A 13,203-nucleotide genomic window follows, 5' to 3' on the forward strand; every position below is an offset into this window, starting at 1 on the left:
GGCGGCGCCCGTCAGTCTTCTTTCATATTGGCTGCGCGCGCGATCGGGCCGAGGCGAGCCTTTTCGCCTGCCAGGAACCTGGTGAAGTCAGCCCGCGTGCCCCCCATCGGCTGGATGCCTTGCGGGATCAGCCTGGCGCGCAGCTCCGGGGACTTGATCGCGGCGTCGATGGCCTTGTTCATCTTGTCGAGGATCGCGTCAGGGGTGCCGTGCGGCGCGAAGACGCCGGACCAGTGACCGATGAAGATGCCGGGATAGCCGAGTTCGGTCGTGGTGGGCACATCCGGCATTGCGGCAATGCGCGTATTCCAGGTGGAGGCGATCGCCCGCAGCTTGCCGCCCTTGACCTGCGGCAGCACCACGACACTGGCCTCCGAGGTCGCGTCGACCTGTTTGCCGACCACGGCGACCATGCCTTCCGAGCCGCTCTTGTAGGGGATGATCTCAAGCTTTGCGCCGGTCGCCAGCTTCAGCATCTCTGCGACAAAGTGCGGCGTGCTGCCGGTGCCCGCCGTGGCGAAATTCAGGCTCGTGCCACCTTTGCCGCTGGCAATCAGGCTCTTGAGGTCCTTGAGCGGGGAGTCCGCGGGCACCACGATGACCGACGGGCTGACCGCCAGCATGGCGACGGGGACCAGATCCTGTTCCTTGTATGGCAGGTGGGTCTTGATCATCCCGTTGGTGATGATGCCGGCCGCCGGTGCCAGGAAGGTATAGCCGTCCGGGGCGGACTTGGCCACATAGTCGGCACCCAGTACCGAACCGGCGCCAGGCTTGTTCTCGACGATGATGGGTTGGCCAAGCTGCTTCGAGGCGGCCTCGGCCACGGCGCGGGCAACCAGATCGTTGGCGCCGCCGGGGCCGAACGGCACGACAAACTTCACCGGCTTTGCGGGCCAGGCTTCAGCCCAGGCGCTAAGGGTGCAGGCGCTCAGGGTAAGGGCTAGCGCGAGATGGCGAACGGCGAGTTTCAAGGTCAGTCTCCGGGATAGGTCTTCTGTTGTGCGCTTTTCGGCACGACACAACGTCCCGATCAGGCATTGCAAGCTTATCGACCCAAGACTATTCTGTGAATTGCAATGTTCTTATGAATTCATGCATGCCACGCATTAATTTCGCCCTGGAAGACTTACAGGCCTTTGTCGCGACAGCCGAAAGGGGAAGCTTCCGCATGGCGGCGGACGCCCTTCACATTTCACAGCCAGCGCTCAGCCGGCGGATCGAAAAGCTGGAAAAGACGCTCGGCTCTCGTTTGCTGGACCGGACCACGCGCCGCGTCGAGACCACGAATATCGGCCGCCAGTTCCTGGAGGAAGCCCGCGCTGCGCTGGACATTCTGGACAACGCCGTGTTCCGGCTCGGCGACGAGGCCACGCTTCAACGCGGCCTGGTGACCGTGGCCGCCATACCGTCCGCCGCGCTGCATTGCCTGCCCCATGCGATCCACGTGTTTGCCAGCCGGCATCCGGGTGTGCGCGTGCGCGTGATTGACGAAAGCGCCAGCACGGTGCTGGCCAGCGTCATGTCGGGGGAATCGGATTTCGGGCTCAATTTCATGGGTGCGCAGGAGCCCAATATCGAATTCCACGCCATCCGCGCCGAGCGCTATCAACTGGCAATGCGGCGCGACCACGAATGGTCCGCGCGAAATCACGTGGCCTGGGAGGCGTTGGCGGGGCAACGCATGGTCAGCGTGTCCAGGCAAAGCGGCAATCGCGCCCTGATCGAAAATGCCATCGCCCACCTCGAGCGACGCCCCACCATTCATTACGAAGCCAACCACGTCGTCGGCGTGCTGGCGCTGGTGGAAGCGGGTCTTGGCATGGCCGTGCTGCCTGGCATGGCGGTGCCGCGGGATCATCCCCGGCTTTGCGCCATCCCCCTGGTCGAGCCTGATGTGGACCGGGTCCTTGCGTTGATACGCCGTCGCGACAGGCCATTGCAGCCTGCCGCGCAGGCGTTGTACGAGACCATCACGTTGGATATGGCGGACACGTAAATTGTTGCCTGGGCTGATGGCGAGTTCAACGTCTATGCTCTCAATGTCGGCAGGATGAAGGTGCCCGGGGTGCTACGCGGACCGCTTCCGCCGTGGCTACGGCCAGGCAGACACTGGGTCGGCTGGCGACAGCAGCGGCGGCGACGTTTGCGGCGCAGCAAGAGCCGGATCGCCGCTTGAGGGGTCAAGGATATCGAGGAGCAGCGGTGGATTCCTATGCCATTAACGGTGAAACGCCAGCCGACACGCACCTGCAGCAATCCCGTGCAGCCCTCACGCTTGCTGCCCTGGGCGTCGTCTACGGCGATATCGGCACGAGCCCCCTTTATGCGGTCAAGGAGACCTTCAATCCGGCCCACGGCATCCCCCTCGTCACCGAAAACATACTTGGCGGGATCTCGGCGATCTTCTGGGCGCTAATGGTGGTCGTTTCGCTCAAGTACGTGATCCTCATCATGCGGGCCAACAACAGAGGGGAGGGCGGCATCATGGCACTGCTCGCGCTCGCCCTGTCGTCCGTGAAAAAGGTCGGCCGCTCCCCGACGCCGATCCTGCTCGTGGGCCTGTTCGGCGCCTCGCTCTTCTATGGTGATGCCGTGCTGACACCGGCCATGTCGGTGCTCTCGGCGCTCGAAGGCATTGAGGTGGGCACTACCGCGCTGCAGCCTTATATCTTGCCGGCATCCGTGGGTGTGCTGATCGCGCTGTTCGTGTTCCAGCGGCATGGCACCGCCGCCATCGGCGCGCTGTTCGGGCCTGTCACGATCGTGTGGTTTCTTGCCCTTGCCGCCGCGGGCATCCACGGCATCGCCCAGTATCCCGCCATCCTCGGCGCGCTCAGCCCGCTGCACGCGCTCGGCTTCGTTACGCAGCACGGGTTCGCCTCGTTCGCGGTGCTTGGGGCGGTGCTGCTCGCGTTCACCGGTGCCGAAGCGCTCTACGCGGATATGGGGCATTTCGGCAGTGCCCCGATTCGCCTGGCCTGGTTCGGCCTGGTATTCCCGGCGCTGGCGCTCAACTACCTGGGGCAGGGTGCGCTGATCATTGTCAATGCAAAGGCAATCGAGAACCCCTTCTACCTGCTCTATCCGTCCTGGGCCCTGTATCCGATGGTCGCCCTTGCAACCGCCGCAACCGTGATCGCGTCCCAGGCGACGATTTCTGGCGCCTACTCGCTGACGAAACAGGGAATCCAGCTGGGCTATCTGCCACGCATGAACGTGGTGCACACATCAGAACGAGCGATTGGTCAGATCTACATACCGACGCTCAACGGGATGTTGCTGGTTGCGGTTCTGGTAGCCGTGCTCGGCTTCGGATCTTCGACCAATCTGGCTTCGGCCTACGGTGTCGCAGTCACCGGCACGATGTTGACTACGACGCTTCTCACTTTCTTTGTGATCCGCTACGGTTGGCGCTACAACCTGCTGCTAAGCCTTTTCGCAACCGGCTTCTTTATTGCTGTGGATATGGCTTTCGTTTCCTCCAGCCTGTTGAAGGTTGCCGAAGGCGGATGGTTCCCGCTCGTTGTCGGGGCCGGGATGTTCATTGTGATGCTGACATGGGTTCGCGGCCGGCAAGCCCTGCTGGAGCGGCTGCAGAGCACCGACGTGCCGCTTAAGTCGTTCCTGGATTCGTTGTTTCTCTCGCCGCCACCGCGTGTGCCCGGCACGGCGGTGTTCCTCACCCCGACACCGGATGTGGTGCCGCACGCGTTGATGCATAACCTCAACCATAACAGGGTGCTGCACGAACGCGTCGTGTTCGTTACCGTGAAGATGAAGGATGTGCCATCGGTGCCGGTGACCGAGTGCGCGGCCGTCGAAGCGCTCGGACATGCCTGCTACCGGGTCACGCTGCGCTTCGGCTTCATGAACCGGCCCGATGTTGCGCAGGCGCTCGGGGCGCTGCCTCCGGCGGCCGGCCTGGCGTTTGACATCATGGAAACCTCGTTCTTTCTGAGTCGCGAGACCATCGTCCCTGCAGCCAGCATTCCCAGTGGCATGGCGTCATGGCGTGAACGCCTGTTTGCCACGATGACCAGGAACGCAGGCAACGCTGCCGATTACTTCAACATACCGGCAAATCGCGTGATCGAGATTGGCACGCAGATCCAGTTATAGATGCTCTCGTCTCCGGACCCTTGCATGGGACACCATTGCGCCCTAAGTTGGAGGAATCCGACGCTGTGATGGCAGGGCCGGAGTGTGCAACCGGAGACAATAATGACAACCCCCATTTCTGTCGTGAAAGCAGCCTATGAGGCGTATGGCCGCGGCGACGTCAATGCCATCCTCGATCTGGTGGCCGACCAGGTCGACTGGAAGATGGTAGGGCCACCCCAGATCCCCTACACCGGACAGCGCAACAACAAAGCCGAAGTCGCCAGCTTCTTCGCGCAGATCGCACAGGCGGATGACACGGAAATCTTCGAGCCACGCGAGTTTATCGAGTCAGGCGAGCATGTGGTCGTACTCGGCTTCCTGCGGGGGACCACGCGTCCTGAAGGTAAGCTGGTCGAAACCGAATGGGTGCATATCTTCACGGTCGTCGACGGCAAGATCCGGCGCTGGAAGGGCTTTGCCGATACGTCGGTCCGCTTTCTATAAGGTAAGACCGGCAATTTTCCGCCAGTCGGTTGCCGACCTGAGATCACATTTGGCTTTGCCATTTGGCAGGCTTTCAAGGCCCCAGAGTGCGCACGCTACCGCGCGCGCACGCGAACGTACGCCAGATGATGGGCCGCCCGGCATCGCGGCCTGCCCTGCGGCCGGTCAATGAGCGTGGCGCGAAGGGCATAGTCAGGCGCGAGGCATCTGCGCCGCCCTGTAAAGCACACGGACGGGCACCGGGCCATCGCGGCCTCGCAGGCGTGCAGCGAGCTGCGGCAGGCCCGCCGCTGAAACGCCGGCGGTCTGGAAGACTTGCTCTGAAACGATCGCCTCGCAAGCGATCTCTTTGGTCAACTGCTCAAGCCTCGAGGCCACATTCAACGGGTCACCAATTGCGGTGAAGGTGACATGCTCGCGAAAGCCGATCTCACCCATGACCGCCCGGCCGCAATGCAATCCAATGCCAAACCGGATCTTCGTCTGCAACTGCTGCTCGAGCGCAGCGTTGAGTTCCTCAATATTGGCTGCCACCAGAGGCACTGCGTTGAGCGCCTGACGACAGGCGGCGGACGGCTGGCTGCCCAGGCCAAAGATCGCGAGCACTGCGTCCCCCAGAAACTGGTTTGGCAGGCCGCCCGCCTGGACTACCGCGGCGCAGACCGAACTCAGGAATCGACTGATCACGAACAGACTGTCGAAGGGCAATTGCGCCGCCGCAAGCCTTGTGGAATTCCGCATATCCACGAACATGAACGCCGCGAATCGCTCTTGCGGCATGACGTCGCGCTGGCGCCGTTGCAAGAAGGCCGCGGATGCCGCCGGCGGCACCAGTGGCCACACGCAGAGATCATGGGTCGGCCGCAACTGGCAGGCCAGGCGCACGGTTTGCGAGTCAGCTCCCAGCCGCTCTAGAACACGCCGCTCCGCCTCGGCCGGCGCGGGCAGCGGCACATCGCTGAGCACGCGCACGCGGCACAACGTGCACCGGGCGCGGCCACCGCAGGTGCTGGCATGGGGAACGCCGGCCATGCGGCTGGCCTCGAGCACTGAAAATCCGAGCGGTGCGTATACCTTTCGTCCGTCTGGATACTGAACACAGAGCCGCCCGACCCGGCGCTCCCGCACCGTGCGCACCAGCCGCGCTGCGAACACAAGCAGCAGCGCACCACCGTCGAAGAGCAAGAAATCGTTGCGCAGCCCGGCGAGCCAGAGATTCTGCGAATCCGTTCCGATGATCGCCGGCCGCGCCGCCGCAGCGCGCCAGACAGGGTCCTGCGCGAGCGCAATCACTTCCCGTCCGCCCTGCAGGAAGCCTAGCAGCGCGAGCACCGGGAGCAGCACGGCGAGGCTCAGCAGCACGCTCCGCCATGCCCCAAACCATGGTTTCAAGCGCAACCAGAACCAGATGCCGTAACACCCATGCAGCCAGGCGGCCACCAACAGCATCGGCTGAATACGGCCGAAGAACGGTGAAGTCATCCAGAACGAGTACAGCAACTGCGCGTAACCCTTGTCGAGGCCGAACGCGGCAAAGGCAACCCGCGTATTCACAACATGGTTGGGCAGCAGCGGCGGTATGCACAAGCCGAGGACGAGTTGCGCCACCTCGCCCGGCGTCCAATGCAACGAGCGCCGTTCGTACAGCGCCCACAGGCCCAGGAAGAAGTGCGTCGCCAGCGCGCTGTACAGCAAGGCCGTTCCAAGCCATCCCTGCCAGATGAACTTCTGCACAAGCAGGTCGCGCTCCAGCCATGCGAGCGAGATATTGCCCAGCGAGTGATTCAGGAGGTGCGTGCCTACGTAGGTGAACAGCACCAGTCCTGCGGCCAGCCGGACCGATCGCACACCCGCCGGCCGCAATCTTTGAAGATAGGGAAAGAGTGACATGCGCTACTCTCCGCGTCGCCGTGCCTCTGTAGAACTGCCTGGCTACCAGATTTATTCCCACCAGAGTGCCGCAGGGATGCCATGCCGGGCGATTCCCAATGCCGGCGAAGCGGAACTGGCGGCTTCATATCGGACCTGCGTGCGCATCCTGCTTCCCAGCCTGCGCAGTGCGGTGCTCGCGATGGAATAAAGCGGGCGGCCCGGCAGTCTTCCTCGTGAACCCAGTCGGGAGGCCCGCCGGATAGTCTGGCGATCCGCCTCTCGATCGTTACTCGTGAGGGCACCATGTCATCAGATCTTCCATCCAATCCGTCGCGCCGCGACGCGTTGAAGTGTCTCGCTTTCGGTGGTGCGGGCACCGTCTTTGTCCTGGCCGGCGGTGTTCTCACGCCGGTGGAACTTGCCCTTTCCGCCTCGGGGAAGGGGCGCGCGGCTGACGCCGGCGTCCCGCTTTTTTTGCAGATCAGCGACACGCATATTGGCTTCAACAAGGAAGCCAATCCCGACGTCGCCGGCACGCTCAGGCAGACGATCGACTTCGTCAATGCGATGCCGGTCAAGCCGGCGCTGACGATTCACACGGGCGACATTACGCATCTTTCCAGGGCCGAAGAGTTTGACCACGCGGCCCAGTTGATGTCGGGGCTGAGTATCACCGAGTTGCATACCGTGCCCGGCGAACACGATGTCACCGATGGGCCTGGGACGGAATACTTCAAGCGTTTCGGGCAAGCCTCCGGCAACAAGGGCTACTACAGCTTCGACCACAGTGGCGTCCATTTCATCGGCCTGGTCAACGTGATGCATTTCAAGCCGAACGGCCTGGGGGGGCTGGGCGACGACCAGCTCGCCTGGCTGAAAGCCGATCTGAAGGGCCGCTCGTCCAGCACGCCGATCGTCGTTTTCGCGCATATGCCAATGTGGACGATCTACCAACCGTGGGGTTGGGGCACCGGCGATGCCGGCGAGGCGATGAGCTATCTGAAGCGCTTCGGTTCGGTCACTGTCCTGAACGGCCATATCCACCAGATCGTCTCGAAGGTGGACGGCAATATCACCTTCCACACGGCGCGCTCGACGGCCTATCCGCAACCGGCGGCAGGCGATGGTCCCGGACCCATGCCGCTGACTGTGCCGGGTGATCAGCTTCCCAGGATGCTTGGCGTGACCAGCATCAAGATCATGCGCCACCCATTCCAGACGACGCTTGCCGACACGACGCTCGCCTGAACTCCATGGACGGCTCACCAACCAGGGGCAACATCATGCTTACGACTATCCTTCGCCGCGCCTTCGTCGTCCCCCTCGGGGTCGCGATGCTCGTGGCGGCATCGGTTTCCGGGTTCTCCTTCGCGCAAGCGCAGGAAAGCAATGTCGTCGTTGTGAAGAATTTCATGTTCTCGCCGATGTCGCTCACGATCAAGGCTGGCTCGACCCTGACCTGGAAGAATCTTGATGGCGAACCGCACTCGGTTGTCAACGACGCCGGCCTGTTCCGCTCCGGCGCACTGGATCAGAATGACACCTTCAGCTTCAAGTTCGACAAGCCGGGGGTGTACAAGATCTTCTGCGGCATACACCCTAATATGAAGGCGACAGTCACCGTCCAGTAGGTGCGCGCTACAGGCGTTAGCGCCGCCGGCCGATGTGAGCTATCCGGCCCCCGCAGCTCGGGCGAGGCGTGGGGCTGCAACGCGACGTGCGACGTTCCGCCGCACGTCGGCGGCGGCGCCGATCCGCACCTCGCGGTGGGATAATCCCCGCAAATTGGCGCATCCGGCCATCTGCTGTGGCGCCAATTCAACATTTTCATGATGTGACTGACTCCCGGCCCCGGTACGCGGGCCTGGATTTGGTCGACGGAACTGCAAGCGGGCGCTGCCAGCCCATCTGCTTCACCATCTCGCATTGCGAGACAGCGCTCATTCATCGCATCAGCATGGCATCCAAGCTCCTTTCACGCCTCCTATTTGCTTCCACTGTTGCGGCGCCGATTGCCGCGCAAGCATGCGCGACCTGTGGCTGCTCGCTCAGCGCCGATGCCGCCATGGGCTACTCAACCATGCCGGGCTGGCGCGTCAGCCTCGACTACAGCTTTATCCCGCAGAACCAGCTGCGCCACGGGACTGGCGCAGTCCCCGCCTCCCAGCTAGCCGCCGTCAACGATGCCGGAGGCAGCCAGGAGGTGGAGAAACAGACGATCAACCGCTACTACAACCTGGGCCTGACCTACAGCCCGAACAGCAGCTGGAGCTTCAGCACCATTGTCCCCATCATCGACCGCAGCCACACCACCTATGGCAATGCGACCTCGGATCAGCTCACGCCGGACAACGTCAGCGGTGTGACCGCCAGCGGCCTGGGCGATATCAAGCTCATCGGCACCTACCAGGGCTTCCTGCCCACGCGAAACCTCGGTGTGCAGCTTGGCGTGAAGCTGCCCACGGGCGCCTACGGCGGCCAGAATGTCGTCACCGGCGCCACCGTGGGCCGCCCGGTGTTCTTCTCTTCAGGCCCGAATGCGGCCGCGGGCCAGGCGCTCGACGCCAGCCTGCAACCCGGCACCGGCAGCACGGACCTGATCCTCGGGGCGTACTACTACCAGCCGGTCAGCCAGAATTTCGACGCCTTCGTCAACGGCCAGTTCCAGGCGGCGCTGATGCAACGGCTGCGCGACGTGAATGCGGACTATCGCCCCGGCAATCTCCTGACCGTGAGCAGCGGCCTGCGCTACGTCGCCGACCCAAAGATGGTCCCTCAGCTGCAGTTCAATTTCACCCGCAAAAGCACGGACCAGGGCGCACTCGCCGATACCATCAGCACGGGAGGCAGCGTGCTTTACCTGAGCCCTGGCGTCACCGTGGCCGTAGGCGAACACGTGCACATGTACGCCTTCGTGCAGCGGGCAATCTATAGCAACCTCAAGGGGTATCAGCTATTCCCGCGCTGGAGCGGCAACGTGGGGGTGAGCTATGCGTTCTGATGTGTCGTCCCGGCGCGACTGGATGCGAACCGCCGCCGCCCTGGCCTGCGCCCCCGCGGTTGGCGGCTGGCACACACCGGCCCGTGCGGAAAGCCTGGCGGTGGGTCGGCCTGCGCCGCCGCTGACACTGCGCACGCTCGACGGACGCACCATCGATACGCGAGACTTGCGCGGCCAGGTCGTGGTGCTCACGTTCTGGGCAACGTGGTGCGGCCCGTGCCACACCGAGCTTCCGGTCCTGTCGGCCTATGCGGCGGCACACGCGGGCGAAGGGCTGAGCGTGCTGGGCTTCAGCCTGGACACGCCGGATTCCATCGCCGACGTGCGCAAGCTGGCTGCCGGCCTTGCCTTTCCGGTCGGGCTGCTGGGGAGTGCCTACGCCGGTGGCTACGGCCGGATCTGGCGCCTGCCCGTGAACTTCACCATCGATCGCGCGGGGATGCTTGCCGAAAACGGCTGGGACGATGCCAGTCCGGCGTGGACAGCGCAGAGGCTGGAGCAGGTCGTCACGCCCTTGCTCAAGCGGTAGTTGGAGATCCTCACTCGAATAGCCCGGACATCCGCGAGCCGCAACAGCCACAGCCAGCGCTCCAGGATGTGCTGCGGCCTCTGCCTGGAAGCTGATGCGCTGCCGAAGTCGGCTCCGAGGTGCCGTCAGGACGGGCGCCGGCCCGCCGGTAACCGCCCCTAGTCGAGGGTCATGTGCGAATCACGAACGATCTTGCCGAGGCGATTCTTCTCGGTCTCGATAAACCGCGTGAAATCTGCCCGGGTTCCGGTTTCCGGGCGATAGCCATATTTCTCCAACTGTGCCCGGAGGTCGCTATCGCCCTGGAACGCCGCAAGCATCGCCTGGGCGACGCGATCCATGATCGGTGCAGGCGTTCCCTTCGGGGCGTAGATCCCGCCCCAGTGCAGCATACGAATGGCGGGAAACCCCTGCTCGGCGGACGTGGGGGCATCCGGAATGGCCAGAGCGCGTTGGTCGTCCGTTACGGCAATCGGCTTCAGCTTTCCGCTGCGTACGAAGCCCACAACGCCGACGGGCGACTCCGAGGCAAGATCGATCTGACCCCCGATCACGGCGTTCAGTGCTTCCGCGCCGCTCTTGTAGTGAATCAACGTCACCGGTATGCCGAGCGCGGATTCGACCATTTCCGCGACGAAATGCCCGGTGCTTCCAGGGCCGGCCGTGCCGAACGTGATGCCGCCCTTCGCCTTGCCATAGGCTTGCAGGGACTTCAGATCCCTGAACGGTACGACCGATCCGGCAACCATGACAGACGGCGCGGAGTTGGTACTGACAACCGGTATCAGATCCCCTTCTGCGTAGGGCATCCTGACCCGCAGCAGCCCGTTGGCAACGGCCCCGTTGCCCGCAACCAGCAGGGTGTAGCCGTCCGGCGGGCTCTTTGCGACATACGCCGAACCGATGACGCCGCCTGCCCCTGGCTTGTTGTCGACAATCACGGTCTGACCGAGCTGCTTTCCAAGCGCGTGCGCGATGAATCTCGTGGTGATGTCACCCGGGCCTCCGGCGGAGAACGGCAACACAAGGCGCATCGGCTTATCGGGCCATTGGGATTGTGCGGCAATCAAATGCCCTGGCAGCAGGGCTGTCGACGCCAACGCAAGCATCCCCAGCCCGGCCAGAACTTTTCTTCGAACCGGTCTACAAATCATCTCTGTCTCCGATAGTTCTTTTGGTAGTCGGCCCTTATGCGAACGGGCTCTTGACCGGCGGCGCCAGCAGGGCCAGCAGGTCGCGCACGTCATCGAGCGTTTCAAGATTGCGCACCATGTACTCGATTGACGCTTGCCGTTCGGGCTCGATCAGGTCATGCGTCAATGCACGATATTTCTCGGCAACCTCATCGTTGGTTTGCGGACTCTCGACGGCACGAGACATCTGGCGATTGACTTCGATCCGTTCGCCGTCCGTGAAGGTGACCACGAGCCGTACGCGCCCGCGGCCGCGCTGGCCACCTGCGTCGAACGACGGCTCGTGCCTGACATCGATACGCGGCAGGAGCGCCCACACGTCGTCGCTGTCGATGCGGGAGGGCGAGAACTGAGGAACAAGCGCGGCGCGGTCCAGCACCGCGACGGCGAGGGCGTAGCCGATATTCATTTGCGCGCCGATTGGCGTCAGCGGCCGCTCGGGTACCCACCAGCCATGGTGATAGACGGCATGGGTAACGTCAGCTTCGATACGGCTGATCTCCTCGGCACGAAGCCTCCGCCTGGCGTCGACATCGAACAACGCGTCCAGCGGTGCATGAATGCCGCCCATGGCTGCATATGGCTTGATCACGATCCGCTCAACCTCCCAGCGCTCGCCGAGTGCGTCGGTGATCTGGCTGGCATCGGGGTCATGCCCTTCTCCGAAGGTCGAAAGGAAGCCGCCGTACTCCCGCTCGAAGACCCGTTTGATGCCGGTGTAGCCGCCGGCGGCCAGGATCGCCGCATACATGCCGTTGCGCGCTGAGAAGCCGTGGTGCATCCGCTTGCACATGGCTTCGTACTGGGCGGCCATCAGACCTGCGGACTGCGTACCCGCCAGTCCCAGCGCATCCTCAAACCGCGCTGCGTCGAGGCCTAACAGCTTGCCCACGGCGGCGGCAGCCGCGTGCGTGCCGAAGACTGAACCGGAGTGCCAGCCTCGGGACAGCATCTGGCCACCATGCAACGCCATTCCCACGCGCGGCCCGACTTCGTAGCCGGCCATCGCGGCCTCAAGGAACTGCCGGCCACTGATACGTTGCTCGCCCTCGGCGGCAGCCCAGAGCGCGGGCAGGACGAGCGAGGCACTGTGCAGGGGCCCGAGCGGGTGGTAGTCGTCCAGCTCAAAGCCCTGGATGAAGGTGCCATTGAGCAGGGCCGCGCCAGGGGCACTGGTCTTTGCCCCCCAGCCAACGATCGTGCGATCGCCGTTGCCTTCGGTCTTCGTGACGATCTCTACCGCCGTCTGTGACCAGGGCAGTTGTGCGCCGACAATCGCGCAGCCAATGCCGTCAAGCGTCAGCGCCTTGGCCCGCTCACGCGCGGCTGCTGGCGCGTGCTCAAGGCGCAAGCCTGCAAGCCAGGAAGCCAGCTTGCCAGTGGGGCCATCGGGATCGGTGGGAGGAAGAATTTTGCCGATTGCATCAGACATGATTGATGAGTGCCGGGGTTGAGACTGAATCAGGTTTATAGGGCCGACTGTGCGGATTGCTTACGGGCCTCGGCAGGCGGATTGATCGCGCGGCCGCGCCAGTCGCGCTGGAATACGCCGATGAGACACCCTGTTGCTATGGCGTTACCATCCAGCCAACGGAGCAACCGGTCGTTGTCCGCTGCTGGCGGCGCTGCGTTCAGTGCGAACAACTGGAACACATAGCGATGCGGACCATGCCCGGGAAGTGGCCGGGGCCCGTCGTACTGCGCGTTTCCTAGTCCGTTCACGCCGAGCGTGACGCCAGCCGGGCAGGTTGCCGGCGTCAGGCATCCCTCCGGCAGTCGCCGGATGGCAGCCGCGCCCCAGCACAGGGCATGAACGATGGGCCGCGCCAGCGGCACGTCCGGATCCTCGACCAGCAGCAGCCAGTGGGTCGCCGCGGGCGGCACGTCTTCCCATATCAGTGCAGGGGATCGGTTCTCGCCCACCCCTGCTCCCGCAGCTGAGCGCGGCATGACCTCACCGTTGGCATATCCCGGGCTGCGCAACGCGATTGTCGCGGGCA

At 63.8% G+C, this 13,203-nt stretch carries 13 protein-coding genes; 8 read left to right on the top strand and 5 right to left on the bottom strand.

The window, feature by feature from the left end; genetic code table 11:
* Positions 1-11 precede the first annotated feature (11 nt).
* Positions 12-974, bottom strand: a complete 963-nt coding sequence (locus ACREYQ_RS19600; RefSeq protein WP_432261846.1) for a Bug family tripartite tricarboxylate transporter substrate binding protein — start codon at positions 972-974, stop codon at positions 12-14.
* 125 nt (positions 975-1,099) lie between these two features.
* Between ACREYQ_RS19600 and ACREYQ_RS19605 the strand changes: the two genes are divergently transcribed.
* From ACREYQ_RS19605 to ACREYQ_RS19615, 3 genes are all read left to right on the top strand, one after another.
* Positions 1,100-1,999: a LysR family transcriptional regulator gene (locus ACREYQ_RS19605; protein ID WP_432261847.1), complete on the top strand. Its 900-nt coding sequence runs from the start codon at positions 1,100-1,102 to the stop codon at positions 1,997-1,999.
* A 221-nt stretch (positions 2,000-2,220) separates the two neighbouring features.
* On the top strand, positions 2,221-4,122 hold the full coding sequence (locus ACREYQ_RS19610; RefSeq protein WP_432262603.1) for a potassium transporter Kup: 1,902 nt from the start codon (positions 2,221-2,223) through the stop codon (positions 4,120-4,122).
* 102 nt (positions 4,123-4,224) lie between these two features.
* On the top strand, positions 4,225-4,608 hold the full coding sequence (locus ACREYQ_RS19615) for a nuclear transport factor 2 family protein (RefSeq protein WP_432261848.1): 384 nt from the start codon (positions 4,225-4,227) through the stop codon (positions 4,606-4,608).
* A 192-nt stretch (positions 4,609-4,800) separates the two neighbouring features.
* Here ACREYQ_RS19615 and ACREYQ_RS19620 read toward each other — a convergent pair whose 3' ends face one another.
* On the bottom strand, positions 4,801-6,498 hold the full coding sequence (locus ACREYQ_RS19620; protein WP_432261849.1) for an adenylate/guanylate cyclase domain-containing protein: 1,698 nt from the start codon (positions 6,496-6,498) through the stop codon (positions 4,801-4,803).
* On the opposite strand from ACREYQ_RS19620, the gene ACREYQ_RS19625 reads away from it, so the two are divergent.
* The 5 genes from ACREYQ_RS19625 to ACREYQ_RS19645 all read left to right on the top strand — a co-directional run bounded on the left by ACREYQ_RS19625 (position 6,497) and on the right by ACREYQ_RS19645 (position 10,010).
* Positions 6,497-6,688 (top strand): hypothetical protein, encoded by a 192-nt coding sequence (locus tag ACREYQ_RS19625; protein ID WP_432261850.1) that lies wholly within the window; start codon positions 6,497-6,499, stop codon positions 6,686-6,688. The genes ACREYQ_RS19620 and ACREYQ_RS19625 overlap by 2 nt on opposite strands.
* Positions 6,689-6,783: 95 nt before the next feature.
* The gene (locus ACREYQ_RS19630; protein WP_432261851.1) at positions 6,784-7,728 is read left to right on the top strand and encodes a metallophosphoesterase family protein; all 945 of its coding nucleotides are present in this window, start codon (positions 6,784-6,786) and stop codon (positions 7,726-7,728) included.
* Between the two features lie 35 nt (positions 7,729-7,763).
* Entirely contained in the window at positions 7,764-8,111 is a 348-nt protein-coding gene (locus ACREYQ_RS19635; RefSeq protein WP_432261852.1) for a cupredoxin domain-containing protein, read from the top strand.
* A gap of 326 nt (positions 8,112-8,437) precedes the next feature.
* Positions 8,438-9,481 carry a transporter gene (locus tag ACREYQ_RS19640; RefSeq protein WP_432261853.1) on the top strand — a complete coding sequence of 348 codons (1,044 nt, stop codon included), beginning with the start codon at positions 8,438-8,440 and terminating at the stop codon, positions 9,479-9,481.
* Positions 9,471-10,010, top strand: a complete 540-nt coding sequence (locus ACREYQ_RS19645) for a TlpA disulfide reductase family protein (protein WP_432261854.1) — start codon at positions 9,471-9,473, stop codon at positions 10,008-10,010. Before ACREYQ_RS19640 ends, ACREYQ_RS19645 begins: the two co-directional genes overlap by 11 nt.
* 158 nt (positions 10,011-10,168) lie before the next feature.
* Here ACREYQ_RS19645 and ACREYQ_RS19650 read toward each other — a convergent pair whose 3' ends face one another.
* Genes ACREYQ_RS19650 through ACREYQ_RS19660 form a run of 3 tightly spaced genes read right to left on the bottom strand, consistent with a single transcriptional unit; the run spans position 10,169 to position 13,153 of the window.
* On the bottom strand, positions 10,169-11,164 hold the full coding sequence (locus ACREYQ_RS19650) for a Bug family tripartite tricarboxylate transporter substrate binding protein (RefSeq protein WP_432261855.1): 996 nt from the start codon (positions 11,162-11,164) through the stop codon (positions 10,169-10,171).
* Between the two features lie 34 nt (positions 11,165-11,198).
* Positions 11,199-12,635 (bottom strand): MmgE/PrpD family protein, encoded by a 1,437-nt coding sequence (locus tag ACREYQ_RS19655; RefSeq protein ID WP_432261856.1) that lies wholly within the window; start codon positions 12,633-12,635, stop codon positions 11,199-11,201.
* A 35-nt stretch (positions 12,636-12,670) separates the two neighbouring features.
* Positions 12,671-13,153 (bottom strand): YbhB/YbcL family Raf kinase inhibitor-like protein, encoded by a 483-nt coding sequence (locus tag ACREYQ_RS19660; protein ID WP_432261857.1) that lies wholly within the window; start codon positions 13,151-13,153, stop codon positions 12,671-12,673.
* Positions 13,154-13,203: the final 50 nt, after the last annotated feature.

Source organism: Cupriavidus sp. TMH.W2, from assembly GCF_050847365.1.
Taxonomy (GTDB): Bacteria; Pseudomonadota; Gammaproteobacteria; order Burkholderiales; family Burkholderiaceae; genus Cupriavidus.